The sequence below is a fragment of the Stenotrophomonas sp. ZAC14D1_NAIMI4_1 genome, assembly GCF_003086775.1.
Classification (GTDB): domain Bacteria; phylum Pseudomonadota; class Gammaproteobacteria; order Xanthomonadales; family Xanthomonadaceae; genus Stenotrophomonas.
In genome coordinates this window covers 4128639-4153857 of sequence record NZ_CP026001.1, presented here as the reverse complement: position 1 = coordinate 4153857, position 25219 = coordinate 4128639, and the positions used below count along the sequence as shown (strand labels likewise).

The 25219-nt window shown below is 66.0% G+C and carries 19 protein-coding genes and 2 riboswitches; of the genes, 13 read left to right on the top strand and 6 right to left on the bottom strand.

What is annotated here, in order from left to right:
• Positions 1-66: 66 nt before the first annotated feature.
• Positions 67-1887, bottom strand: a complete 1821-nt coding sequence (locus C1927_RS18935) for an endonuclease (protein ID WP_108747480.1) — start codon at positions 1885-1887, stop codon at positions 67-69.
• Positions 1888-2209: 322 nt separating this feature from the next.
• Between C1927_RS18935 and C1927_RS18930 the strand changes: the two genes are divergently transcribed.
• The 5 genes from C1927_RS18930 (at position 2210) to C1927_RS18910 (ending at position 6055) form a co-directional block, all read left to right on the top strand.
• Positions 2210-2497, top strand: a complete 288-nt coding sequence (locus C1927_RS18930; RefSeq protein WP_079223700.1) for a co-chaperone GroES — start codon at positions 2210-2212, stop codon at positions 2495-2497.
• 81 nt (positions 2498-2578) lie between these two features.
• A complete protein-coding gene (gene groL, locus C1927_RS18925; protein WP_006473018.1) occupies positions 2579-4228 on the top strand; it encodes a chaperonin GroEL in 1650 nt (549 codons plus the stop codon).
• Positions 4229-4424: 196 nt separating this feature from the next.
• Positions 4425-4925, top strand: a complete 501-nt coding sequence (locus tag C1927_RS18920) for a MarR family transcriptional regulator (RefSeq protein ID WP_079223698.1) — start codon at positions 4425-4427, stop codon at positions 4923-4925.
• Positions 4922-5659, top strand: a complete 738-nt coding sequence (locus C1927_RS18915; protein WP_108747479.1) for a DNA alkylation repair protein — start codon at positions 4922-4924, stop codon at positions 5657-5659. Before C1927_RS18920 ends, C1927_RS18915 begins: the two co-directional genes overlap by 4 nt.
• Positions 5660-5713: 54 nt before the next feature.
• Positions 5714-6055 carry a DUF6616 family protein gene (locus C1927_RS18910; protein WP_079223685.1) on the top strand — a complete coding sequence of 114 codons (342 nt, stop codon included), beginning with the start codon at positions 5714-5716 and terminating at the stop codon, positions 6053-6055.
• Positions 6056-6144: 89 nt separating this feature from the next.
• Here the strand turns inward: C1927_RS18910 and C1927_RS18905 are convergent, their stop codons facing one another.
• Positions 6145-6510: a hypothetical protein gene (locus C1927_RS18905; protein WP_079223684.1), complete on the bottom strand. Its 366-nt coding sequence runs from the start codon at positions 6508-6510 to the stop codon at positions 6145-6147.
• A 539-nt stretch (positions 6511-7049) separates the two neighbouring features.
• Here C1927_RS18905 and C1927_RS18900 point away from each other — a divergent pair.
• From C1927_RS18900 to C1927_RS18870, 7 genes are all read left to right on the top strand, one after another.
• On the top strand, positions 7050-7307 hold the full coding sequence (locus tag C1927_RS18900) for a hypothetical protein (protein ID WP_108747478.1): 258 nt from the start codon (positions 7050-7052) through the stop codon (positions 7305-7307).
• A 262-nt stretch (positions 7308-7569) separates the two neighbouring features.
• Positions 7570-10263: a type VI secretion system Vgr family protein gene (tssI, locus tag C1927_RS18895; RefSeq protein ID WP_108747477.1), complete on the top strand. Its 2694-nt coding sequence runs from the start codon at positions 7570-7572 to the stop codon at positions 10261-10263.
• The gene (locus C1927_RS18890; protein ID WP_108747476.1) at positions 10256-12241 is read left to right on the top strand and encodes a DUF3274 domain-containing protein; all 1986 of its coding nucleotides are present in this window, start codon (positions 10256-10258) and stop codon (positions 12239-12241) included. The genes tssI and C1927_RS18890 overlap by 8 nt, the downstream gene beginning before the upstream one ends.
• 2 nt (positions 12242-12243) lie before the next feature.
• On the top strand, positions 12244-13929 hold the full coding sequence (locus C1927_RS18885) for a DUF2875 family protein (protein ID WP_108747475.1): 1686 nt from the start codon (positions 12244-12246) through the stop codon (positions 13927-13929).
• A 186-nt stretch (positions 13930-14115) separates the two neighbouring features.
• A complete protein-coding gene (locus C1927_RS18880) occupies positions 14116-14451 on the top strand; it encodes a hypothetical protein (protein WP_108747474.1) in 336 nt (111 codons plus the stop codon).
• Between the two features lie 67 nt (positions 14452-14518).
• Positions 14519-14788, top strand: a complete 270-nt coding sequence (locus tag C1927_RS21850; RefSeq protein WP_108747473.1) for a PAAR domain-containing protein — start codon at positions 14519-14521, stop codon at positions 14786-14788.
• A gap of 251 nt (positions 14789-15039) precedes the next feature.
• The gene (locus C1927_RS18870) at positions 15040-16113 is read left to right on the top strand and encodes a 3-deoxy-7-phosphoheptulonate synthase (RefSeq protein ID WP_108747472.1); all 1074 of its coding nucleotides are present in this window, start codon (positions 15040-15042) and stop codon (positions 16111-16113) included.
• A gap of 194 nt (positions 16114-16307) precedes the next feature.
• On the opposite strand, the gene C1927_RS18865 is transcribed toward C1927_RS18870, so the two are convergent.
• From C1927_RS18865 to C1927_RS18850, 4 genes are all read right to left on the bottom strand, one after another.
• A complete protein-coding gene (locus tag C1927_RS18865) occupies positions 16308-19367 on the bottom strand; it encodes an efflux RND transporter permease subunit (protein WP_108747471.1) in 3060 nt (1019 codons plus the stop codon).
• The gene (locus tag C1927_RS18860; RefSeq protein WP_108747470.1) at positions 19364-22441 is read right to left on the bottom strand and encodes a multidrug efflux RND transporter permease subunit; all 3078 of its coding nucleotides are present in this window, start codon (positions 22439-22441) and stop codon (positions 19364-19366) included. The genes C1927_RS18865 and C1927_RS18860 overlap by 4 nt, the downstream gene beginning before the upstream one ends.
• The gene (locus C1927_RS18855; protein ID WP_108747469.1) at positions 22438-23622 is read right to left on the bottom strand and encodes an MdtA/MuxA family multidrug efflux RND transporter periplasmic adaptor subunit; all 1185 of its coding nucleotides are present in this window, start codon (positions 23620-23622) and stop codon (positions 22438-22440) included. Before C1927_RS18855 ends, C1927_RS18860 begins: the two co-directional genes overlap by 4 nt.
• Positions 23623-23930: 308 nt before the next feature.
• Positions 23931-24548 carry a trimeric intracellular cation channel family protein gene (locus C1927_RS18850; RefSeq protein ID WP_079223669.1) on the bottom strand — a complete coding sequence of 206 codons (618 nt, stop codon included), beginning with the start codon at positions 24546-24548 and terminating at the stop codon, positions 23931-23933.
• Positions 24549-24632: 84 nt separating this feature from the next.
• A riboswitch (glycine riboswitch) is annotated at positions 24633-24736 on the bottom strand.
• Between the two features lie 13 nt (positions 24737-24749).
• Positions 24750-24839: riboswitch (glycine riboswitch) on the bottom strand.
• Positions 24840-24879: 40 nt separating this feature from the next.
• On the opposite strand from C1927_RS18850, the gene C1927_RS18845 reads away from it, so the two are divergent.
• Positions 24880-25155 carry a GIY-YIG nuclease family protein gene (locus tag C1927_RS18845; RefSeq protein WP_079223667.1) on the top strand — a complete coding sequence of 92 codons (276 nt, stop codon included), beginning with the start codon at positions 24880-24882 and terminating at the stop codon, positions 25153-25155.
• Positions 25156-25219 lie beyond the last annotated feature (64 nt).

Below are 25219 nucleotides of genomic sequence, written 5' to 3'. Positions count from 1 at the left end.
ACCGCCGAGTATAGGGCCGCCGCCGGGTCAGGACCCGGCGGCGGCATGGACCGCTGCGTTGCGCGGTCAGTTGGCCAGCTGGCAGCTGGTCGGCTTTGCCGAGGTGAACAGGGCGGGGGTCGCCCACTCGGGGTGGTCGATGAACGGGTTGCGGTTGCCCTGGAACGAGTAGATCACGTCATTTCGCGCACGTTCGGCGGCATCCGGCGGGTCGGACAGGTGCCAGTCGATCAGGGTCGACAGCAGGCCCATGTAGGCCGGCGAGCTGCTGGTCTTGACGATCTTGCTGCGGTCGTCGGTCAGTTCCAGGTCCGGTTCGGACTGGCCGGTGGCCGCATCCTTGCCGCCCTCATAGCGGATGGCCATGTACATCACCGCACGCGCCATGTCGCCCTTGCGCTTGCCCCACACCTCGAAGGTGCCGGTGTTGCCGTCGGGGGTACGCACCCAGTTGGAATTGCCCGGGTAACCGCCGCTGCCGCCGCCCTGGCCGTTGTTGGCCTCGGTGGCGCGCTCGCCGCAGTTGGCATCGCACTTGCCGAACGGCTTGTTGCCACGGTCGGCATTCCACTGCGCATCGGTCAGGTACAGCATGTGGGTGTCGGTGTACGGGGCGTACGGCAGGCCCTTGTCGCCGGTGGTGCTGGCAAAGCCCAGCGAGTTCGGCCAGGTGTGCTCGCGGTTGTAGGTCAGGCCGCTGCCCGTGCCCGCACGGCTGCTCACCTTGGTGTAGCTGTGGTTGCGATAGGCATCGAGGATCTTGCCGCTGTTGTTCGGGTCTTCGTCGGCAATTTCCAGGATGGTCCAGGTGCTGGTGCCCGAGCCGCTGTACGGGTAGGCGGTGTGCCCCTTGATGGTCTCGTGCAGCGAGCAGCGCAGCTGGCTCGGGCTGGAGGTGTTCACCTTGGAGTAGTAGCCCTCCGGGGTGCCCGGGTTGCCGGGATTGCCGGGGTCCGGATTGCCCGGGTCCGGGTTGCCGGTGGTGCTGGCCACGGTGAAGGCGATGCGGCTGTCAGCGGCCGGGTGCGCGCCCTGGTTGTCGGTGATGCGCGCGGCGCGGATGTCGAAGCGGCAGGCCTCACCGGCCACCAGGGCGGTGTTGGTCGACAGCTTCACGGTCTTGCCGCTGCCCGGCCAGGTCAGCGGCACGCTGCCCGATTTGCCGCAGCTCAGGGCGAAGGCGCCGCTGGCCAGGGTTACCGTCTCGCTGAACACCACTTCCAGATCGGCCGCGGCCGGGAAGGTGCTGCTGCCCTGCGCCGGGGTGGTGGTGGTCACCGACGGCGGGGTGTTCGGGCCGCCCGGGGTGCCGCCACCGCCGCTGAAGGTCTGGTTGTTGTTGCAGCGGCCGAAGGTCTCACCGGCCGATTCGGCCCAGGTGAAGTGGGCGTACTGGCTGCCGCTGCCGGTCAGCTGCAGCGAGGTGCCCGGGGCGGTGCTGTTGGTTTCGGCAACCGGGATGTTCTGGCTGGTCATGCCGGCGGCGGGGCCACCGGAGGCGGTGATCGCGCCTTCGTAGCTGAGGAACTGGACCACCTTGCCGCTGGCGTCGACCAGGGCGATGCCGTCGTTGGGGCCGTTCTGGAGGCCGTTGGTCGGGTAGGTAACCACCGCGAGGGTGGCGCTGCCGCAACCGGCGGCGGTGCCGGCCGGCACCGGCTTGTTGTCGTACACCACGGCAGCCGAGGCGTTGGCGCCGTTGTACAGGTACAGGCGGTAGCCGGACAGGTCCTCGCCCGCGGTGGCGACCACTTCGATGGCTTCGCCGACGTCACCGGCCGGGGTGCTGTCGTCGTAGTGCAGTTCGTTGATGAAGACCTCGGCCTGGGCCGGCGCGGCGGCCAGCGCCAGCAGGCAGGCGGCGGCGAGCGGGGACAGCAATCGCATCGACTACTCCTTGTGATTGGGAATGCCGGGCGAGCCTAAGGCCGAACGCGTGACACTTTGTCGTAACTGAACGCCAGATATCTGACACTGCGACGCAGTTCACCAAAATTGCGGGAACCGGCCCTGGCTCCCGTCTGTCTGTCGCCGCAGCGCACGGTCGAAAAATTTTCCGCCACGGGGCTTGAAAGGCCCGGGGGCAGCTCCATCTCTGTCCTGCTCCCGACCTGTCGGGCTTTTTCACGAGCAATGCTGGCAGTCACCTGGGGTGAGTGCTAACATCGCCAGACTTTTTCAGACCAATCAATAACTTAAGAGGTCTCTCATGAGCATCAAGCCGCTGCACGACCGCGTTGTGGTCAAGCCGATCGAAGCCGACGAAATCTCCGCCGGTGGCATCGTCATTCCGGATTCGGCCAAGGAAAAGTCCACCAAGGGTGAAGTCGTCGCCGTCGGCCCGGGCAAGGCCCTGGACAACGGCACCGTGCGCGCCCCGTCGCTGAAGGTTGGCGACAAGGTCATCTACGGCCAGTACGCCGGCAGCTCGTACAAGAGCGAAGGCGTCGAGTACAAGGTCCTGCGCGAAGACGACGTGCTCGCCATCATCGGCTGAGCCTCGGCGCGACCTGCTTTCCTGTAAGACATCCCTTTTCGTCGCCGGGCCTGGCCCGGCGCAAACATCGAGGTAATCGCAATGGCTGCCAAGGATATTCGTTTCGGTGAAGACGCCCGTTCGCGCATGGTGCGCGGCGTCAACGTTCTCGCCAATGCCGTCAAGGCCACCCTGGGCCCGAAGGGCCGCAACGTCGTGCTGGAAAAGAGCTTCGGCGCTCCGACCATCACCAAGGACGGCGTCTCCGTCGCCAAGGAAATCGAACTGGCTGACAAGTTCGAGAACATGGGCGCGCAGATGGTGAAGGAAGTTGCTTCGCGCACCAACGACGACGCTGGCGACGGCACCACCACCGCCACCGTGCTGGCCCAGGCCCTGATCCGCGAAGGCGCCAAGGCTGTGGCCGCCGGCATGAACCCGATGGACCTGAAGCGTGGTATCGACAAGGCCGTCGTGGCCGCCGTTGCCGAGCTGAAGAACATCTCCAAGCCGACCGCCGACGACAAGGCCATTGCCCAGGTCGGTACCATCTCGGCCAACTCGGACGAGTCGATCGGCCAGATCATCGCTGACGCGATGAAGGAAGTCGGCAAGGAAGGCGTGATCACCGTTGAGGAAGGCTCGGGCCTGGACAACGAGCTGGACGTGGTCAAGGGCATGCAGTTCGACCGCGGCTACCTGTCCCCGTACTTCATCAACAACCAGCAGTCGCAGACCGCTGACCTGGATGACCCGTTCATCCTGCTGCACGACAAGAAGATCTCCAACGTCCGCGACCTGCTGCCGGTGCTGGAAGGCGTCGCCAAGGCCGGCAAGCCGCTGCTGATCGTTGCCGAAGAAGTCGAAGGCGAAGCGCTGGCTACCCTGGTGGTCAACACCATCCGTGGCATCGTCAAGGTCGTGGCCGTCAAGGCTCCGGGCTTCGGCGACCGTCGCAAGGCGATGCTGGAAGACATGGCCGTGCTGACCGGCGGCACCGTGATCTCCGAAGAAGTTGGCCTGTCGCTGGAAAAGGCCACCATCAAGGACCTGGGCCGCGCCAAGAAGGTGCAGGTTTCCAAGGAAAACACCACCATCATCGATGGCGTGGGTGACAAGGCTGCCGTGGACGCTCGCGTCGGCCAGATCAAGACCCAGATCCAGGACACCTCCTCGGATTACGACCGCGAGAAGCTGCAGGAACGCGTTGCCAAGCTGGCCGGCGGCGTTGCCGTGATCAAGGTCGGTGCGTCGACCGAAATCGAAATGAAGGAAAAGAAGGATCGCGTCGACGACGCCCTGCACGCTACCCGTGCAGCCGTTGAAGAAGGCGTGGTCCCGGGCGGCGGCGTTGCCCTGGTCCGTGCGGTCACCTCGCTGGCTGGCCTGAAGGGCGCCAACGAAGACCAGAACCACGGCATCCAGATCGCCCTGCGTGCGATGGAAGCCCCGCTGCGCGAAATCGTGGCCAACGCCGGTGAAGAACCGTCGGTCATCATCAATAAGGTCAAGGAAGGCACCGGCAGCTTCGGCTACAACGCCGCCACCGGCGAGTTCGGCGACATGCTGCAGTTCGGCATCCTGGACCCGACCAAGGTGACCCGTTCGGCGCTGCAGAACGCTGCCTCGATCGCTGGCCTGATGATCACCACCGAAGCCATGGTTGCCGAAGCTCCGAAGAAGGACGAGCCGGCCATGGGTGGCGCGGGTGGCATGGGCGGCATGGGTGGCATGGGCGGCATGGACTTCTAAGTCCACGCGTTCCCGACGTAATGAAAAACCCCGCCGGAAGGCGGGGTTTTTTTTATGGGTGCGTTCGGCACACCGCGTGGACGAACCGCACGACGCATCACGGTAGATCCACGCCATGCGTGGATGACGCACCACCCGCTTGGAATCAGCGTCTACCCAAATTATGATTAGCCGCCTAATCACATCGGTGGCTGCAATGCTGGAAGCAAAACACACCGCCCTCATCGACGAGGCAACCCGCCGCGGCCACGCCAACCTGGACCAGCTGCGCCTGTGCTTCCAGCTGCTTTCCCTGTCCACCGCCATCGACCGCGACTGCGCAACCCGTCTCGTACCGCATGGCCTCAGCGAAGGCCGCTTCATCGTGCTGTTCCTGCTGCAGGGCGCCGGTGGCACGCTCCCCCCGCACGAGCTGGCCGAGCGCGCAGGCGTCACCCGCGCCACCATCAGTGGCCTGCTGGACGGGCTGCAGCGCGAGGGCCTGCTGCAACGCAGGCACGATGCCGAAGACGGGCGCCGCCTGCAGATCGTGCTGACCGCACGCGGCAAGCGCCTGGCCGAGGAGCTGTTCAACCAGCACACGCAGTGGATCGGCGGGTTGTTCAATGGCCTGGATGCCACCGAACAGGCGCAGCTTTCGCAGCTGCTGGGCAAGGTCTGGCTGCACACCGACAGTGGGCGCGAGGCCACGCCATGAGCGCTGCCTTTAGCGCCGCGCGGAGGCACGAACTGGATATCGGCGGGGCGGCCAGCACGCATCTGGCCGAATGTCTTGCCGTGGATTTCGCAACGCTGCTGCACACGGTTGCGGCGCTGCCAGACGCCGCCGTGCAGCGCATGCGCGATGCCGCCAGCAAGGGCATCACCCAACGCATGGCCCTGGCCGCCACGCTGCTGCACGAAGCAGGGCAGGGTGACCCCGCGCGCTGGCAGTCGCATCCCTCGGACACCGTACGCGGTTGGGCCTGCTACCTCATCGGCAGTGATGCCACGCTGGCGCTGGCCGGGAAACTGCAGGCGATGCAGCCACTGGCCGATGACGCGCACTTCGGCGTACGCGAATGGGCGTGGCTGGCGGTGCGTACCGATCTCGTGGCGGCGCCACAGCAGGCGCTGCAACTGCTGCTGCCGTGGGCGGACGAAGCCTCGCCCTACCTGCGCCGCTTCGCCTGCGAAGCACTGCGCCCGCGCGGCGTATGGGCCAGCCACATCGCCCTCTTCAAGCAACAACCGCACCACGCACTGCCGCTGCTGGACGCCCTGGCCAACGACCCCGAGCGCTACGTGCAGGACGCGGTGGGCAACTGGCTCAACGATGCCAGCAAGACACAACCCGAGTGGGTGCGCAACCTCTGCGCGCGCTGGCAGCGCGAACACAACAGCGCAGCAAACGCGTACATCCGCAAGCGCGCCCAACGCTCCCTTCGGTAGCGCCGGGCCATGCCCGGCGGACGATCCAACACCACCAACCCAAGGAAGGCCCCAATGCCCCACATCCTCATCGAGCACTACACCGCAACTCACGCCTGGGCTGCACTCCCGCCCGAGCAACGCAACGCCTTCTTCGCCCGTATCGGCGCCGGCATGCAGCAGTTCGACGCAGCGTGCATCACGCCGTTGGCAATGGGCCGCGTCGCCCGCGATGTGCCGCATGGCAGCGCTGATCAGTTCTACGCCGTCTGGCAGTGCGCCAGCCGCGCCGACGCCGACGCACTGATCGCCGGCATCAGCGCCACAGGCTGGCATGAGTACTTCACCACCACCAACACGATAGGCGCCGTGGACGCCATGCAGCAGCACCTGCACGATCTGGCGACCCACGAGTAGATCCACGCCACGCGTGGATGAACCCCCCCACGCAGCCAGGTAGCGCCGGGCCATGCCCGGCGTCTCCCCAGTCATCCGCCACTGCCTGACTACCGCGGCCGCACCCGCTCGGCCACGTGCGTACCCAGTTCCAGGCAGGCCATCATCAGGCCTTCCATCACGCGCGGGCCGACATCATGTTCCGGTCCGCCGTTCTGGCGGCTGCGCTCGGCGGCCAGCAGCACCTCATGCACGATACGCAGCCCGGCAAGCGCGCAATCGCCATCGGACAACTGGATGCGCCGGCCGATCGCCAGATTGGGCTCGGGCCAGGGATGGCCATCGCTGCCGGCACCCGCGCCGATGCGTTGCAGGCTTGCGATGAAACTGTGGGGATCAAGCGCGGCGTCGTCGGCGTTGGTGCTGGTCGGATCGTCGTGGTTGCGGCCCGGGAAAGGGACGTGCTTTGCATTCATGGCATGTGCTCCGTACAGATGAAGACGGCAGCGCCACCGGAATAGGTGGCGGACGGTACGTGGCGGCAAAGACCGGGAGATGTTGATACCGGCGGGCGCAAGCACCCCCACGCACCGCCCGCCATGGAACGCGGACGGATTGCCAGCCGGCGCCGCACAAGGCGACGCCGGCTGGCAAGCGTTTACAACACCTCTACGGGCTTTGCCGACCCGGCCACCCTTTTTCGGTGGCAATCCATCTTGTGCACATGCCTGCGCGCAGCACCAAGGGCATCCGCGACAGCCATCAAAGCGCGCCGCAGTATTGCATACGCCGGAGGCCATGAAATCCGCTGTTTCACCCGTATTTTTCTGCGGTTGAACTTCGCAGGCGCGAAGTCGCTGGTGCATCACGCCGCGCATCGAGCGGCGGTTCAATAGCGACAAGCCGAGTACGGAGGCAATCGTCTGTCGTCGCAAAAGCGGAGCGGCACATGCGCCTGTCACCAATACGCGGTAAACAGGTAAGTGGCCCATGTCCACCCGCAGGGAAGTCGATCATGCAGAGCAAGCTCCAGGTCACGCTGTACGGAACCCTTGGCGAAAGCCCGGCGCTGCAGTTGCCGGGGCTGGAAGGGCCGTCGGTCGCCATCCTGGAATCGACCCTGCGACAGCTCGTCTCCGATCTCTACACGGCCCGCTCCCTGCTCAACCCCGAGCAGCTGGACGAGGCCCAGAAGGAACTGGACCGCGTGGTGGAGCGCTGGGTGGACATCCACGAGGGCCTGTTGCTGGATGTGGAAATCCATAGCCGATAGGCATCGCTTCCTGTCTGTTGCTGACAAGCGCTCGCGCTCCCGCCGCGTCGCAATTGGCCCTGTCTGTCCTGCACTTGCAGGAGCCTTGATGTGTGTCGCCAATGGACACGTAGACAGTCTCGGTCCAATTGCGACATTGAGAATCGCTTTTGACCTTGGTCGAGTCGCAACCGGCCACGTCCCTCAAGAATGCAACCATTCGTAGTGCGCTGCCGGGCAGAGTGTGGCGCTGCTGATTGACGCATTCCCAAGGACGTGATGCATGAAAGGACGCCTGCTGACCGGGCCCGTGCCCGTGGATTCCCGAAGCCGCCGGATCGATATCCGCTGGCCTGGGCGGGCCCCGGCACCTGCACTCTGGCCGCATGCGCTCCGCTACCGTGACGCATTGAATGAACCTTTCCGGCTGGATGTCCTTTGCCGGGGCAACGATGCCGCCGCTGACACCGATGCGCTGAAAGGACGCATCGTGGCGTTCGGCATCGACACCGGTGGCCAGCAGCGGCGCTGGCTGTGTGGCGTGGTGTCAGGCATCGTTGCGGGCGGCGGCAGCGGGCATTATTCGACGGTCGAGCTGACGGTGGAGTCGGCCCTGTCAATGCTGGATCGCCGCCGCACCTGCCGGGTGTTCCAGGACCGGACCGTGCCAGAGATCGTCGCTGCCATCCTTGACGAGCACATGGCCCGAAATCCCGTCATCGGGGCCTGTTTCTCCTACCGCACGTTACTCGACCGGCACTACAGCCCGCGGTCCTACTGCGTGCAGTTCAACGAAAGTGACCAGCATTTCATCGACCGCTTGCTCGCCGAAGAGGGCATCACGTACTTCTTCAGGTTCGATGGCGGCGACGAAAGCCTTGGCCATCACATGGTCCTGACCGATGCCGGTAGCCTGCCAGACGAGCCGCCCCGGTCGCTGCAGCTGCTTGCGGCGGGCGCTGCAGCAACGGGCCGCCAGCAGTGGATCAGCCAGTGGCAACGGGTCAGCCAGCTCACCACGCACAGCGTCGCACTGGCCAGCCACGACTATCGCCCCGCCTGCGCGCTGCGTGGCCGCGATGAAACCGTTGTGGAGCAGGGCAGTGGGAGCCATCAGGCCGGCCGCTCCCTGAGCGATTACCAGGCACTTGCACCGTACTACGCCGACCACGACCGCGAGCTGGGCGCGTACGCCCGCCTTCGCATGCAGGCCGAAGAGATGAAAGCCGCCACGTTCCATGGCGAGGGACCGCCCAGCGACCTTCCCATCGCCAGCAGCTTCGTGCTCGAAGATCCATCCGCCAGTGCGGATACGGCACGGCAGCCTTCCGCCTTCATCACTACGTCCACGCACATCGAACTGCGTAACAACCTGCTGGAGGCGGCGCTGTGTTCGCCTGCGGTTGATGAGGCCATCGCCGGAGAACACCTGGCCGCCGGTTACGGCGACCATCTGCGGTTCACCGCCGTGGCCGCAGGCGTACCGCTGGTACCCCGCTATGCCGATCTGTTCGACCGGCCCACCGTCCATGGCATGCAGACCGCCACCGTGGTCGGCCCTGTGGGCGAGGAGGTTCATACCGATGAACTCGGGCGCATCCGCATCCGTTTCCACTGGCAGGAATCTGACCAGCACCCGTCCGATACGCCGGAGGCCAGCGAACGCTCCTCGACCTGGGTGCGTGTGTCCTGGCCCGGGGCTGGGGATGGCTTCGGGTACCAGTTTCTGCCGCGCGTCGGCCAGGAAGTGCTGGTCGCCTTCCTGCACGGAGATATTGATCGCCCCGTGGTGGTGGGCGCGCTGCATAACGGACGCCAGGCACCGCCGAGGTTCAGTGGCCAGCACGGCCTGCCCGGCAACCGTGCGCTGGCAGGCATGCAGTCGCGCGAGCATGGCGGCGAAGGCTACGGCGAGCTGTTGATGGACAACACGTCAGGTGAAGTCCGCACGCGCCTGGCCGCCAGTCCATTTGCCAGCGAACTCAACCTGGGCCACTTGAGCACGCCTCGCAGGGACGGACACGCCCAGCCGCGCGGCGAGGGTGCCGAACTGCGGACCGATGCCGCACTGGCCCTGCGCGCTGCGCACGGGGTGCTGCTCAGCACCTATGCGCGCCAGATGGCGTCGGGCGAGCAGTTGGACCGGCAGGAACTGCTGGCACTCCTGGACGACTGCACCCAGCTCTTCCGGGGCCTGGGTGAGGCGGCCGCCGCGCGCGGTGCCTCAGCCTGCGAGGACGAAGGCATGGCGGAACTTGTGCGCGCGCTGCGCGAATGGCCCGATGCGAACGCGCCAAGGGAAGGTGCACCGCTGGTGGCCGTGGCGGCGGAAGGCGGGCTGGTCAGTGCCACCCCTGCTTCCCAACTGCAGTATGCCGGCCGCAACCATGATGTGGTGGCAACCGACGATGTACAGAGCAGCAGCGGCGGCCACACCCGGCTGATGGCGGGTGGTGGGCTTTCCCTCTATGCGCAGGATGAGCACCTGCAGGTGATCGCCAACCACGGCAACGTGATTTTGCAGGCGCAGCAGGCCGATCTGCAGGCGCATGCGGAAAACAACCTGCTGCTGGCGGCGGGCGAGGGCGAGGTGGTGATCTCAGCACCCCGTATCCGTCTGGTGGCCGAAGATGGCAGCTATCTCAAGCTTGGCGGCGGCATCGAGCTGGGCACCGAAGGTGCTGCCGTGGTGCATGCCGCGCGCCATGACTGGTTGGGCGCGAAGACCGAAAGCGCAGACACGGCGGCATTTGCACGCGACCCGGCCAGCCGGCAGCTGCGCTTCCACTACGAAGGCGATCTGCAGGCCGTTGCCGCAGGCGTGCAGCACACGCTGTCGCTTGACGATGGAGATACCGTGCAGGGCACTGCCGATGCCGAAGGGCTGGGCGAAGCCGTGCAGCGTGATGGCATGCAGCGCGTGCAGATACAGGCGCGACAGAAGATCGAAGATGCCCAAGGAGAAACCGATGGCTGAGCGCATCGTAACGGACAATCTCGCCACCCGGTTGCTGCCCAATGCAACCCAGCCCAAGAACGTGGCCATCCCGCGCGCACGGCCGGGCGTGGTGATCTTTCTGCACGGGGTGAACGACCCGGGTGCATCTTATGCCTCGGTGGAGACTGGACTGTGCCAAGGGCTGAATGAGCGGCTGGACCGGCAGGATCTGAAGCCGGGGCGGTACGGCGAACGGTTCTGGGTGGCGAAGAGCAAGGATCGCAGGACGCGGAGCAAGGAAGATGCCGAGACCCTTGATGACCCAGACACCAATCTCTACAAGCGAAATGACGCACACGCCAAGAGCGTGCTGATCCCGTTCTACTGGGGCTACCGTGCCGCAAAGAACGAGATCCTGCGGGATGAGAACGGTGATCCCGCCAAGGTACGCACCCAGTACCAGGACAAGAATGGCAATCGTCTTGATCGCCACTTCGGCAAGCCGGGTGGATTCTTTGCCAACGCTACCAACAACCTGCCGGAGATGTATGGCAAGGGCTACGACAGCATCAAGCGGCATGCTGCCAATGCGACATTCGACAATACCAAGTTCATGGGTATTGGCCCGCACCGGCGCTACTTCGTGCTGGCCGCCGAGCGGTTGGCAGTGCTGATTACCACGATACGCAGCATCTACCCGTCCGAAACTATCACCATCATGGGCCACAGCCAAGGCACGCTGATTACCTTGCTGTCGCAGGCCTTGCTGATCGACCGTGGCGAGCGTTGCGCCGACTGCGCGATCATGGTGGCTAGCCCTTACTCGCTCATTGCCGAGAGGACGCGGCTCGGGGGAGACACACTGCACACGCTGCAGCGCATTGTCGAGCGGATGACGAAGACACCCTATGTATTGCCTTCATTGGACGATCTCGCGGCCGGACAACCGAAATCGTATGGTCGCGCGGGTCCACGCTGGAGTTCCGGTCAAGGGCAGCGGCTCGGCAAGAGTGGATCCACCGTTGTATTCCCCGAGCGCGACAACCGCGGCAAGGTGTACCTGTACTTCAGCCCCGATGACACCACGGTAGGGCTGGCCGATGTATCGGGTATCGGCACGCTGGGCGTGCCTGATCTTGTCGATGGCGGCCGCCCCGGCATGACCCGACTGACGAAGATCGGCTTCAAGCAACGTATGTGGACCAAGCGCCATCGGCATGGCAAACCCGTGATGATTGGCGATGCGCCGACTTACCACGCGCTTCGCGCGAAAGGCGAACCACGCTACGCGGGCGGTGTAAGCCTGGGCACGGTGGCTGCTGCCATTGCCATGACCGAGGGCAGCCAGGTGCTCATCAATGGCGAGGCGTTGGTGCCGCCACATGCGCCGCAGATGTTCGGCGGGGAAGCCGTCAAGGGGACGCCCACCACTTCGGGCATGGACAGGCCAGATGCCGTCAGCACCCAGCTTGCATTGGGCAAGTCGGATGCGGATTTCCCTTTCCTGCCGCTGCCGAAAGCGTTGCACAAGCTCAGCGACAAGGCTGCAAAGGATCGGTTCAACGAGGGAAAAGAGGACGGCGATAAGACGCATGCCGTGCGCTCCGCCGGTTGGGGGAAGGGCAAAGAGCGCGAGATGACACCCAACGAGATAGGGGACTGGATGAGTCGCTCCGACGAGGTGCTGGACGAGAACAGCTACCACTCTGGCGTGCTGCGTGATCCGGAGAACCATCGCTGGGTGACCGCAATGGATGTGGCGATCGGGCAAGGGCACAGCCTGGACGATCCGCAGTGGCGGGAGCTGCTGACGTTGATGGCAGATTGGCGGATGACGGAAGAGATGGCGGAGAAGATGAAAGACAACCCGAAGTGGACTGCGCTGGACCCGCTAGTACAAAAGTTGGTGCAGGCATCGGGAAAGTACTACCTGACTGGTGAGTTCCCCCCTGCCTCCTTGGTGAATCTTAAGAAGCTGCCCTCCCTGGTCGATGGCCATATTCCGGAAGGCGGCTGAGCATGTTGAATTTTTACGATGCGCGACCAAGCGCGAAACCCTACGTCTGGTCCGCTTGCCTGCTGAGCATTTCATGGGGGGCATTGTTGTTGGCTTTGGCGCTCACAGATGACACAGGTGCTGCGATGACCACGAAAGAGATGGGGTATATGGCTAAAGCAGTTCTTCTGGGTGGGGCAGCTCTCAGCGCCTTGGTGGCATTGGCGTTTGGCGGGCATTGGGCGTTCAATGCAGCGGCCAACAGATCATCGCTGGAGGCGCTGCCGGGCGCAGTGCCGGTCGCTGGACTAGACGTGGTTGATCAAGATGATCCAACGTGGTCGCTGGAGATCCGCGGGCTCGGAATTACGCCTGGCGAACGCTTTCAGTGCGAAGCGTGGTCAAAGATTCAAGAAAAGTACGACGACTTTGCGTCCATCTATTCGCAGGACCCGCATGACTACACTGACTCGGAGCAATGGCGCCGAGACAGCGCTGCGATAAGAATGGGTGCAGCGTTCAAGTACGCAGTCAGCGATGCGGTTGCTTACTGGCCGATTCCCAGCTTTGCCGTGGAACCGCCGAATGTCGGAGAACGAGAGAACATCCGAGCGGCAGGGTTGATCAGTTCAGGACGAAACGGCGGATCGCTGGGAGTGACGTTGTTCCTGTGGCAGAAAGATGTCAACACAACCCATGCGCAGTCGATGATCGAGGATGTCTACGCCTTCATGGGAGACCATCCAGAACCACCAGTAACCGTGCTTGCCACTCGTGACGGAGAGGCCATGCGCAGCCGCTATCGGGTGCGCGGCACCCCGGGGCTCGCCGACGGCTACTACGTCCCCTCAGTCATCGACACCACCGCAGTACTCACCCTCGCGCGCAGCGATCGGGTGGACCGCTATCTGCGCCCCTATGCGCCCACCTATCGCGAGAACAACCAGGACACGCGATTTGATCTGAGTAAGTTGTGGTTCCACTACTTCGAGGCCGAGCGGCGCGTCGGGGAGGAGTACGAGGCCCGGCAACGTGCACGTGGCGTTCAGGATCCCTGGTTCCCCGGCACCCTCCCCACCGAAGAGTGGCAGGCAACCCTTCCCGAACTCTGGAAGCACACCAACAACGTCGGCCCCGGCAACTTCACGCAGACGCCCTGGCTGCCAGTGCGCTGGCCGCAGCATCAGATCGACGAGTTCGACCGCATGCCGCGACTGGGGCATCTGCATCGGCCGATCAAGGTGGTGCTGCACGATGCCGAGGGCAAGCCGCTGAAGCCTGCCCTGCAGGCCCTGGCGCTGGCCGAGGGCTGGAAACAGGCGCTGGCAACGTTGCCCGAAGGTCATGCCCCCGTGCGTGTTTTCCACGACAGCCACGACGGTACCGCACTGGGTATTGCCTTGAATGCGGCCCTGCATTCCTTGAACACAGACGGGCATGGCCTGGAATTGAACAACGTGGACGAGGGTTACGACATCGGCCGCCGCATCGGCAACGTGGGCATTACCAGCCCTGTGGTGCAGATCGGCCTGGGCGCCATTGCCAGCTACCACGAAGCCGGCGTAAGTGCCGTGGTCTACGCCGGTGCGGATGGCAGCGCGACGATCCAGATGGTGCGGCCGCCCAGTGACGGGGAAAAGGCGCGTAACGATGCCCAGCATCGAACGGCTGATCCCTTCATGTGGCGGGTGCCAGGTGGGGGCAGCTGACCAATGTTGAGATTTCGAAGCTGCCATAGGCAGTGCTCGTCGACCCCGTAGCGCGTGTGCACGGTCACCCTGCAGCTCCAAGCGCCTTGCGCATAGCCGTTTACCTGAAATTAGCTCGTTTGCTACTCGGTACCGGTGTGATCTGTATCAGTCCATCGCCATATCAGAAATCAATAATCGAATGCCATGAAAGAAGCAGAATCCCGCAGTGACGTATCCGCTTGGTACCGGTTTGGATTGTTCATGTCCGGAGTTTTCCTTTGTACCGTGTACGCGGCGCTGTTCTGGTTCCGCTCGCTCAGGCTTAGTGGAATGGAGGCGCTCGCCGTTGCTGGCGTTGTCATGTGGGTGGTCGGCGTGGGAACAATAGCGTCCACCATCCTGATGTGGTTGTACGCCATCAAACAGAAGCCGTGGCAACGTGGCAGGAGGTCATTCTGGTTCACGCTTCAGCTGGTTCTGATTCTTGGCCCGTGGTCTCTGATCGGCATATTCACGCTGATCTTCCTGGCGGAGGCTTGAGCCCGATGATGCACCCAGATTCCAGCGGGTCTGGACCAGCACAGCACCCTATACGAGTTGACCTGAAATGAAATCGCCTGTCTGTCTGGGTGACGCCACCAGCAGCGGTGGCGAAGTGGTGGACTGCCAGTGCGACGGCACGCACAGGGGCAATGGCCATCCCATCGCTGTGGTGGGGGATCACGCCACCTGCCCGTTGCATGGGGGCACCTTCCCATTTGTTGAAGGCGACCCGGCGCGCCTCATGGGAGGCAAGCCCATCGTGCTGGAAGGGCATCGCCTTGCCTGCGGCTGCCACGCCATCGCTGCGGCAGCGCTGCGCATCGGCGTGGACTGAGCTGCCTGAACAGCTCCCGCAGTTGCCGATGAAACATTTTGCACTGCGCAAAAGCTGTGCTATCAATACACCCCATGAACGCCGTCCACGCCAACTTTTATTGGTATTACTTTCCGAAGCCCCAGGCGGAGGAAGGACTGCGTTCACCCTGAAGAAACCTTCAGACGCATTCCCGAAAGCCGCCAGCGAACCTGGCGGCTTTTTTCATGTCGCCACGCTGGGGACCCCCAACGTTCCGGAGAACCCCCGCAATGCCCCCGCACACCGACGACCTGCGTATCCGCACCATCGAACCGCTGACACCGCCCGCCCAGCTGCTGGCGATGCTTCCCTGCGACGATGAAGCCTCCGACACCGTCAGCGCCTCGCGCGCGGCCCTGCACGAGATCCTGCATGGCCGTGACGACCGCTTGGCGGTGGTGGTGGGCCCGTGCTCGATCCACGACCCGCACGCGGCCATCGAATACGCCCAGCGCCTGAAGCCCCTGCGCGATGCGCTGGCCGGCGAACTGGAAATCGTCATGCGCGTGTACTTCGAAAAGCCGCGCACCACGGTGGGCTGGAAGGGCCTGATCAACGATCCGGACCTGGATGGCAGCTTCAAGATCGACAAGGGCCTGCGCATTGCCCGCGGCCTGCTGCGTGATATCAACAAGCTGGGCCTGCCGGCCGGCGTCGAGTTCCTCGATGTGATCTCGCCGCAGTACATCGCTGATCTGGTTGCCTGGGGCGCCATCGGTGCGCGCACCACTGAAAGCCAGGTGCATCGCGAACTCGCTTCGGGCTTGTCCTGCCCGGTCGGCTTCAAGAACGGCACCGACGGCAACGTGAAGATTGCCGCCGATGCCGTGGGCGCAGCATCGAACCCGCATCACTTCCTGTCGGTCACCAAGCAGGGCGGCACCGCCATCGTGTCGACCACCGGCAACCCGGATTGCCATGTGATCCTGCGTGGCGGCAAGCAGCCGAACTACGACGCAGCCAGCGTCGGCGAGGCCTGCCAGGCACTGGCCAAGGCCAAGCTGCCGACGCGCCTGATGATCGATGCCAGCCACGCCAACAGCCTCAAGAACCCCGAAAACCAGCCGAAAGTGATCGAGGACATCGCCACCCAGCTGGAAGACGGCGAACAGCGCATCGTGGGCGTGATGGTGGAAAGCCATCTGGTCGGTGGCCGCCAGGAGCTGGTGGAAGGCCAGCCGCTGGTCTACGGCCAGAGCATCACCGATGGCTGCATTGATTGGGACACCACCGTGCAGGTGCTGGAGCGCTTGGCTGCTGCCGTGCGCGCCCGTCGTGAAGTGAAGGTGTCCGAAGCCGCTTGAGTGCGGCACGTGTGTGGATGGCGGCCAGCGCCTGCGGGGGTGCGGCCGCGATCAGGGTCGGTCGGAGTTGGAGACCGACCCGTCCGCACCGGCGATGCGCCTGGCGCTGCGTAAGTACGACAGCGCCAGGTACATCGCCGGGGTGGAGTGAACCGTATATCCACGCCATGCGTGGATGATTGCCCCGCCCGCACTCACCGCTTCGCCCGCACCCTCGCCAACGCCAGGTACATCGCCGGCGTCGTGTACAGCGTCAACCATTGGCTGACCAGCAACCCGCCCACAATCGCGATGCCCAGCGGCTGCCGCAGCTCCCAGCCCTCGCCATTGGCGAGCATCAGCGGCAGGGTGCCCAGCAGCGCCGCCAGCGAAGTCATCAGGATCGGCCGCAGGCGAAGCCGCGCCGCGTCCATCACCGCGTCGTGCGCGCTCAGGCCACGCCGTTCGCCGGCCAGAGCGAAATCCACCAGCAGGATGGTGTTCTTCATCACCACGCCCACCAGCAGGAACAACCCCAGCAGGGCGATCAGGTTCAGTTCGTTGCCGAACACCCACAGTGCCAGCAGCGCGCCGATGCCGGCCGAGGGCAGGGTGGACAGGATCACCAGCGGCTGCAGGAAGCTCTCGTACAGGATGCCCAGCACAAGGTAGACCGCCAGCGTGGCGCCCAGCACCAGCCACAGCTGGCGCGCGCGCAGGCTGTCCAGGCCACCGGCTTCACCAGACAGCTTGGCCTGCACGGTGCGCGGCAGCATCAGCTTCGCCATGGCGGTGTTGATGGCCTGCGTGGCCTGTTCCAGGCCCACGCCCGGTGCCAGTGCGAATTCAATCCAGATCGAGGCGAACTGTTCGCTGTGGTAGATGCGGTCCGGCGCCATGCCGTAGCGCCAGCTGGCGATGGTGGACAGCGGTATGCGCTGGCCGCTGCCATCCACCACCTGCAGGCGCGCCAGCGTGCCCGGGTCCTGGGTGTGCCTCGGGTCCAGTTCCATCACCACGCGGTACTGGTTGAGGCTGTCGTAGAGGGTGGCGACCTGGCGCTGGCTGAAGGAGTTGTTGAGCATGCTGGCCACCGTGCGCAGATCCACGCCGTGGCGTGCGGCGGCTTCGCGGTCGATGTCCAGCACCACCTGGCGCATGCCGGCCTCGCCCTGCGCTTCCACGTCCACCAGCTCGGGCAGGGCGCGCAGCGCGGCGCCCACCTTCGGTGCCCACTCGCGCAGCGGCGCCATGTCCGCCGACAGCAGCTGGAACTCGTACTGGCCGCTGCTGCCGCCGCCTTCCAGACGGATGTCCTGGTCCACCCACAGGTACAGGTTGCCGCCGGGCAGCTTGGGCAGGCGCGCGCGCAGGCGGTCGATCACCTCCTGGCTGGACACCTTGCGCTCGGCCAGCGGCTTCATCTTGATCATGATGAAGGCGTTGTTGACGCCGTTGCTGCCACCGATATAGCCGATGATGTCCTCGATGGCCGGGTCGGACAGCAGCAGCTTGCGGTACGCATCGATCTTCGGCTGCATGGCCTGGAAGGAGAGCCCGTCATCGCCGCGCGCGAAGCCGCGCAGCTGTGCCGTGTCCTGCTTGGGCACCACACCCTTGGGCACCTGCTGGAACAGCCAGGCGTTGAGCGCGATGACCGCAACGAACACCAGCAGCGGCCAGCGCAGGTGGCGCAGGCTGGCCTGCAGCGTGCGCAGGTATGCCGCACGCACGCGCTCGAACAGCGCGTTGCTGCCACGTTGCCAGCGCGAGGCATGCTGCGTGTCATCGACGAACAGGCGCGCACACAGCATCGGCACCAGGCTGAGCGCAACCACCACCGACACGCTCATCGCCGCCACCAGGGTGAGCGAGAATTCGCGGAACAGGCGCTCGACGAAGTCATCCAGAAACAGGATGGAGACGAACACCACGGCCAGTGCGACGTTCATCGACAGCAGCGTGGCACCCACTTCGGCCGCGCCGCGTACCGCAGCCTGCCAGCGGTCGGCGCCGAGCTCCCGATGGCGCGCGATGTTCTCCAGCACCACGATGGCATCGTCCACCACCAGCACGGCGGCCACGATCAAGGCCATCAGCGAAAGCGTGTTGAGCGAAAAGCCCATCAACGCGACCAGCGCCAGCGTGCCGAACAGCACCACCGGAATGGCCACGCTGGGCACCAGCGCGGCGCGCCAGTGGCCAAGGAAGGCCAGCACCACCAGCACCACCAGGGCGATGGCCAGCACCAGGGTCAGCTCGGCTTCGTGCAGGGTCGCGCGGATGACCGGCGAGCGGTCCATGACCAGGCGCATGTCGACGTTGGACGGCAGCAGCGCGTGCAGCTGCGGCAGCTGCGCCTGGATGGCATCGACGGTGGCGATGATGTTCGCGCCGGGCTGGCGGCTGACGATCAGCAGCACCGCCGGGCGTTCGTTGTGGAAGCCGCTGGCATAGCGGTCTTCCACCCCATCGGCCACCACCGCTACATCGCCGAGGCGCAGCGTGCGGTCGTCGCTCACCTTCACTGCCAGCTCGCGATACTGCGCGGCCTGGCGCAGCTGCAGCGGTGCCTCCAGCTGCCAATGCTGGCGATCATCGCCCACCGCACCCAGCGGCCGCACTGCGTTGGCGCGTTCGATCACCTCGGCCACGTCTTCCAGTGCCAGGCCAGCATGGTTGAGCGCGTTCGGGTCCAGCGATACGCGCACCGCCGGCAGGGCACTGCCGCCCACCTGCACTTCGCCCACGCCCGGCACCTGCGAAAGCTTCTGCGCCAGTACGGTGGAGGCCAGGTCGTACAACTGGCCCGGCGGCAGCGTGTCCGAGGTCAGTGCCAGCGCCAGGATCGGCGCCTGCGAGGGATTCACCTTGCGGTACTGCGGCATGCCCGGCATGCCACTGGGCAGCTGCCCGCGTGCGAGGTTGATCGCCGCCTGCACTTCGCGCGCGGCTTCGTCGATGTCGCGGCCGAGCACGAACTTCAGCTCCACCGAGGTCTGCCCCTGGGTGCTGGCCGAATCGATGCGCGAGATGCCGGGCAGGCTGCCGAGGGCGCGTTCCAGCGGCGTGGCCACGGTGGCGGCCATGGATTCGGGCGAGGCGCCGGGCAGGCTGGCGCTGACTTCGATGGCCGGGTAATCCACCTGCGGCAGCGGGGCCACCGGCAGCAGCCGCAGCGCCAGCAGGCCGGCCAGTACCAGCGCCACCGCCAGCAGGATCGTCGCCACCGGTCGCTGCACGCAGGCCTGGGCCAGGCGTGCGATGGGGCTCATGCGCGCGCCTCTTCAGGCGTTGCAAGGGTGGCCGAGCGCCGGCGCTGCAGGCGGTCAAAGGCCAGGTAGATGACCGGCGTGGTGAACAGGGTCAGCACCTGGCTGACCAGCAGGCCGCCGACCATCACCCAGCCGAGCGGCTGCCGCAGTTCCGCGCCCGAGCCACTGGCCAGCATCAGCGGTACCGCGCCGAACAGCGCGGCCAGCGTGGTCATCAGGATGGGACGGAAGCGCAGCAGGGCCGCCTGGTGGATCGCCTCGCGCGGCGTCATGCCACGCGTGCGCTGCGCGTCCAGCGCGAAGTCGATCATCATGATCGCGTTCTTCTTCACCAGGCCGATCAGCAGCACGATGCCGATCACGGCGATCAGGTCCAGGCTGCGCCCGCTCACCCACAGTGCCGCCAGCGCGCCCACCGTGGCCGAGGGCAGCGTGGACAGGATGGTGATCGGGTGCACGAAGCTTTCATAGAGCACGCCCAGCACGATGTACATCACCACCACCGCGGCCAGGATCAGCCACAGCGTGGACGACAGCGAACTGCTGAATGCCGCCGCCGCGCCCTGCAGGCGCAGTTCGACGCTGTCGGGCAACGCAACCTGCGCGCGCGCCGCTTCCACGGCCGCGGTGGCTTCGCCCAGTGATGCGCCCGGTGCCAGGTTGAACGAGATCGTGGCCGCCGGGAACTGGCCGACGTGGTTGCGCAGCAGTGCGGCCGGCCCCAGTTCCACCCGCGCCACGGCGCCCAGCGGCACGGCCTGCCCGGTGCTGTTGCGCACGCGCAGGCCACTGATGGCATCGGGCCCGGGCTGGCGTGACGGATCGGCTTCCAGCACCACGCGGTACTGGCTGGCCTGGGTGAAGATGGTGGAAATCTGCCGCTGCCCGTAGGCGTCGTACAGTGCGTCGGCCACCGCTTCCACGCTGACGCCCAGGCGCGCGGCCGCATCGCGGTCGATGTTCACCCGTGCCTGCCGTCCCTGCATCTGCAGGTCGCTGGCCACATCGCGCAGGGCCGGCTGCTGGCGCAGGGCCTGCAGCAGCTTCGGCGTCCAGGTTTCCAGCGTCTGCTGTTCCGGCGTGGTCAGGGTGAACTGGTACTGGTTGCGGCTGATGCGGTCTTCGATGCCCAGCTCCTGCACCGGCTGCAGGTACAGGGTGATGCCGGGGATCTTCGACACGCGCTGCTGCAGGCGCTCCATCACCACGGCGGCGCCGTCGCGGCCGCCATGCGGCTTCAGCTCGATCAGCAGGCGGCCGGTGTTGAGCGTGGCGTTGTTGCCGTCCACGCCGATGTAGGACGACACGCTGGCCACCGCCTCGTCTGCTTCGATGGCTGCAGCCAGCGCCTGCTGGCGCTCGCGCATGGCCTGGAACGAGATGGCCTGCGGTGCTTCGCTGATGCCCTGCACCAGGCCGGCATCCTGCACCGGGAAGAAGCCCTTGGGCACGGCGAAGTACAGCGCCACGGTCAGCGCCAGCGTGGCGACGGTGGCCAGCAGCATCAGCGGCTGGCGCTGCAGCACCCACTGCAGCTGGCGGTCGTAGACGGCGATGATGCGGTCGAACACATCCGGCGCGTGCGCGGTCTTCGCATGCGGCTTGAGGAACCGCGCGCACAGCATCGGCGTCAGGGTGAGCGACACCAGCAGCGAGATACCGATGGCTACCGCCAGCGTCACCGCGAACTCATGGAACAGCGCGCCCACCAGGTCGGCCATGAACAGCAGCGGGATCAGCACCGCGATCAGCGAGACGGTCAGCGAGACCAGGGTGAAGCCGATCTCGGCCGCACCCTTCAGCGCGGCTTCGCGTGGGCTTTCGCCTTCTTCCAGGTGGCGGGCGATGTTTTCCAGCATCACGATGGCATCGTCCACGACGAAGCCGGTGGCGATGGTCAGCGCCATCAGCGTGAGGTTGTTGAGCGAATAGCCGGCCAGCAGCATCACCGCAAACGTGCCGATGAGCGACAGCGGCACCGCGACGCTGGGAATGAGCGTGGCCGGCAGGTTGCGCAGGAACACCCAGGTGACCAGCACCACCAGGCCGATGGCCAGCACCAGTTCCTTCTGCACGCCGCGCACGGAGGCGCGGATCGATTCGGTGCGGTCGCTCAGCACGTTCATCTGCACGCCGGCCGGCAGCGTGGCCTGCAGCTGCGGCAGCAGTGTACGCACCTGTTCGACCACGGCGATCACGTTCGCGCCGGGCTGGCGCTGGATGTTCACCAGCACCGCCGGCGTGGTGCCGCTCCAGGCGGCCAGCTGGCGGTTCTCGGCGCCATCGGTGATGGTGGCCACGTCGCCCAGCCGCAGCGGCGCGCCTTCGCGCCAGGCCAGCACCAGGGCGCGGTACTCCTCCACGCTGCGCATCTGGTCATTGGCATCGAGCATCACCGCGCGGATCGGGCCGTCGAAACTGCCCTTGGGCAGGTTGACGTTGGCTGCGGCGATCGCGGTACGGATGTGGTCCATGCCCAGGTTGTTGGCAGCCAGTGCAGCGGGATTCACCTGGATGCGAACGGCAGGGCGCTGGCCACCAGCCAGGCTGACCAGGCCGACGCCGGGCAACTGCGCCAGGCGCTGCGCGATGCGGGTATCCACCAGGTCGTGCACCTGCGGCAGCGCAAGCGCCTGCGAGGTCACCGCCAGGGTGAGGATGGGCGTGTCGGCCGGATTGACCTTGCGGTACACCGGCGGCACCGGCAGATCGCCGGGCAGGAAGCTGCCGGCCGCGTTGATCGCCGCCTGCACGTCCTGCTCGGCCACGCCCAGCGACACGTCCAGGCCGAACTGCAGGGTGATGACCGAGGCACCCCCGGAGCTGGTGGAGGACAGCTGCTTGAGGCCGGGAATCTGGCCGAGCTGGCGTTCCAGCGGCGCGGTGATCGTGCGCGTGGTCAGTTCCGGGCTGGCGCCGGGGTACAGCGTGGTGATCTGGATGATCGGGTAATCGACCTGCGGCAGCGCGGCCACCGGCAGCAGGCGGTAGGCCAGCACGCCCGACAGCAGCAGCGCCACCATCAGCAGGGTGGTGGCGACCGGGCGCAGGATGAACGGGCGCGACAGGTTCATGCGCCGGCCTTGGCCGCCTTCGCCGTGGCAGCGGGTTCGGCCACGATTTCCACTGCGGTGCCATCTTCCAGGCCGTCGATGCCTTCGATCACCACCTGGTCGCCGGCCTGCAGGCCGGAGCGCACGGCGACGCGGCCATCATCGGCCGGCCCCAGCACCACGGTGCGGCGCTGCGCTTTGTTGTCCTTATCGACGATGTGCACGTAGTTGCCCTGGCTGCCGAACTGCACGGCCGCGTCGGGAATCAGCAGCGCCGGGTGTTCGCCCAGCTGCAGGCGCACGTTGACGAACTGGTTGGGGAACAGGGCCAGGCCCGCGTTGTCGAACTGCGCGCGCAGCTTGAGCGTGCCGGTCGCCGTGTCGATGCGGTTGTCGACGCTGGACAGGGTGCCCTGTGCAAGCGCCTTGCTTTCGCCGCGGTCCCAGGCTTCCACCGGCAGGCCGGCCTGCGCCTGCACGGCATCGAGCAGGGCCGGCAGTTCGGGTTCGGGCACGGTGAACAGCACGCTGATCGGCGCGGTCTGCGCCAGGGTCACCAGGCCTTCGGTATCGCTGGCGTGCACCAGGTTGCCGACATCCAGCCGGCGCAGGCCGACGCGGCCACTGACCGGCGCAGTGATGCGGGTGTACTGCAGCTGCAGCCTTGCCTCATCCACCGAGGCCTGGTCGCTGATGCGGCGGCCCTGCAGCTGCCGCACCTTGCTCTGTTGGTCGCTCAGTTCCTGCCCGGACACGTAGTTCTGTTTCTGCAGTTCGCGGTAGCGCTGCAACTGGCGTTCGGCGTTCTCAAGTTCGGCCAGGTTCTGCTGCTGGGTGCCCTGCGCCTGCGCCAGCTTCACTTCATACGGGCGCGGGTCGATCTGTGCGAGCAGGTCGCCGGCCTTCACCTGCTGGCCTTCCTGGAAATGCAGGCGCAGCAGTTCGCCATCCACGCGGCTGCGCACCACCACGCTGTGCAGCGGGGTGACCGTGCCGACGGCCTTCAGGCGCAGCTGCAGCGGTTCGGCGCTGGCCCGGGCCACGCGCACCGGCACGGTCTTGCCCGGGCCTGCGGCGACGGTCGACTCGGTGCGCGGCCACGCCCACCAGGCCACCAGGCCGGCGACGATGACGGCGGCGGCGATCACCCACGCGCGGCGGGAACGGGGCGGGGTGCTACGGGACGGCTCAACAGCGGACATGGGGCATCCTGCGCCCTGCGCACGCGCAGGGACATGTACGCCCGGTCGCGCATCATGCGCAGCGGGCAACGGGGGAGGGGAGTGTCTGGCGGGACCGCGACGCGGTGTGGCTGGATGCCGCCGCGCGAGCGACGGGGCGTCAATGGTAGCCAATCAGACCGACGAATGCCGCATGACCAAGGTCATGCCCGACCGCTCTTGTAGAGTCGAGCTTGCTCGACTGCCGTAGTCAGGAGCCGTCGAGCAAGCTCGACGCTACGAACAGCGCATGGTCATCGGTAGCGCCGGGCCACGCCCGGCGGACGCACTCAATGCACTTCGTCGTGGTACACGAACTTGGGCATTTCCCAGCGGTAATGGATCGCCAGCAGGCGCAGCGCGAAGCCACCGCCCAGGCAGCACAGGATGGCCGTCGCATCGGCCACGCCCCAGCGCAGCAGCAACAGGTACACCGCGCCGGTCAGCAGCGAAATGATCGCGTACAGCTCCTTCTGGAAGATCAGCGGCACCTCGTTGCAGAGGATGTCGCGCAGCACGCCGCCGAAGGCACCGGTGAGCATGCCGGCGATCAGCACGATGGGCATGGCATGGCCGGCCTCGCGCGCGATCGAGCAGCCGATCAGGGTGAAGGCGATCAGCCCCAGACCATCGAGCACCAGGAAGGTGCGGCGGAAATGGTGCATCCAGCGCGCGACCCAGGTGGCGATCAGCGCTGCGCATACGGTGAAGCCCAGGTACTCGGGGTGCTTCACCCAGCCCAGCGGATAGTGGCCGAGCAGGATGTCGCGCAGCGAACCGCCGCCAAGGGCGGTGACGCAGGCGATCATGACCACGCCGAACAGGTCCATGCGGCGCCGGCCGGCGGACAGCGCGCCGGTCATGGCTTCGGCGGAAATGGCAACGAGATAGATGATGGACAGCAGCATGGGACAGGCTCCGGGCGCGGTGGGGCCGGCCATGCGCGTATACCGCCACTGCCTGCGCAATGACGGGATGACGATGACCGGTGCCGCTCCCGCTGTCCTTTTGCCTGAGAGTTCAGCGGCGTACGCCGCGTGCCCCTTCGGCGGATCGTCCCGGGCGTGCCCGGTGACCTCTCTCCAGCTCGGCGAGTCGAATGCATGGTTGGTGGGATTCCAGCCCACCGGCCTGAGCGATCATGGGAGCCTGCGCCTTCGGCGGGCGCCAGCGTGGCGCCTCTCTCCTGCATTCGGGCGCCAGTATATCCGCTGCAGTGCAGCACGGCATAATCCGGGCATGGCCCCGTCCCTTCGCCCTTGGTTCCTGTATCTGCTTGAATGCCGGGACGGCAGCTATTACGCCGGCATCAGCACCGATGTGGAGGCGCGTTTCGCCGCCCACCAGGCCGGCAAGGGCGCGCGCTACACCCGGGCCCGGCCGCCGCTGCGCGTGCTGGCCGTGCGTGAGTACCCGGACCGCGCGGCCGCCTCCCGCGCCGAGTGGCAGCTCAAGCAGCAGCCACGCGAACGCAAGCTGGCCTGGCTGCAGGCCCCGGCCGAGGCCGTCCCGTAGATCCACGCCATGCGCGGATGGGGCACATCCGGCCATGCCATGATCGCCACAGCCATCGACACAG

Excerpts from the sequence above, each read along its gene's own strand:
- C1927_RS18935 (WP_108747480.1), bottom strand. The coding sequence starts at position 1,887 with ATGCGATTGCTGTCCCCGCTCGCCGCCGCCTGCCTGCTGGCGCTGGCC.
- C1927_RS18930 (WP_079223700.1), top strand. The coding sequence starts at position 2,210 with ATGAGCATCAAGCCGCTGCACGACCGCGTTGTGGTCAAGCCGATCGAA.
- groL (WP_006473018.1), top strand. The coding sequence starts at position 2,579 with ATGGCTGCCAAGGATATTCGTTTCGGTGAAGACGCCCGTTCGCGCATG.
- C1927_RS18920 (WP_079223698.1), top strand. The coding sequence starts at position 4,425 with ATGCTGGAAGCAAAACACACCGCCCTCATCGACGAGGCAACCCGCCGC.
- C1927_RS18915 (WP_108747479.1), top strand. The coding sequence starts at position 4,922 with ATGAGCGCTGCCTTTAGCGCCGCGCGGAGGCACGAACTGGATATCGGC.
- C1927_RS18910 (WP_079223685.1), top strand. The coding sequence starts at position 5,714 with ATGCCCCACATCCTCATCGAGCACTACACCGCAACTCACGCCTGGGCT.
- C1927_RS18905 (WP_079223684.1), bottom strand. The coding sequence starts at position 6,510 with ATGAATGCAAAGCACGTCCCTTTCCCGGGCCGCAACCACGACGATCCG.
- C1927_RS18900 (WP_108747478.1), top strand. The coding sequence starts at position 7,050 with ATGCAGAGCAAGCTCCAGGTCACGCTGTACGGAACCCTTGGCGAAAGC.
- tssI (WP_108747477.1), top strand. The coding sequence starts at position 7,570 with ATGAAAGGACGCCTGCTGACCGGGCCCGTGCCCGTGGATTCCCGAAGC.
- C1927_RS18890 (WP_108747476.1), top strand. The coding sequence starts at position 10,256 with ATGGCTGAGCGCATCGTAACGGACAATCTCGCCACCCGGTTGCTGCCC.
- C1927_RS18885 (WP_108747475.1), top strand. The coding sequence starts at position 12,244 with ATGTTGAATTTTTACGATGCGCGACCAAGCGCGAAACCCTACGTCTGG.
- C1927_RS18880 (WP_108747474.1), top strand. The coding sequence starts at position 14,116 with ATGAAAGAAGCAGAATCCCGCAGTGACGTATCCGCTTGGTACCGGTTT.
- C1927_RS21850 (WP_108747473.1), top strand. The coding sequence starts at position 14,519 with ATGAAATCGCCTGTCTGTCTGGGTGACGCCACCAGCAGCGGTGGCGAA.
- C1927_RS18870 (WP_108747472.1), top strand. The coding sequence starts at position 15,040 with ATGCCCCCGCACACCGACGACCTGCGTATCCGCACCATCGAACCGCTG.
- C1927_RS18865 (WP_108747471.1), bottom strand. The coding sequence starts at position 19,367 with ATGAGCCCCATCGCACGCCTGGCCCAGGCCTGCGTGCAGCGACCGGTG.
- C1927_RS18860 (WP_108747470.1), bottom strand. The coding sequence starts at position 22,441 with ATGAACCTGTCGCGCCCGTTCATCCTGCGCCCGGTCGCCACCACCCTG.
- C1927_RS18855 (WP_108747469.1), bottom strand. The coding sequence starts at position 23,622 with ATGTCCGCTGTTGAGCCGTCCCGTAGCACCCCGCCCCGTTCCCGCCGC.
- C1927_RS18850 (WP_079223669.1), bottom strand. The coding sequence starts at position 24,548 with ATGCTGCTGTCCATCATCTATCTCGTTGCCATTTCCGCCGAAGCCATG.
- C1927_RS18845 (WP_079223667.1), top strand. The coding sequence starts at position 24,880 with ATGGCCCCGTCCCTTCGCCCTTGGTTCCTGTATCTGCTTGAATGCCGG.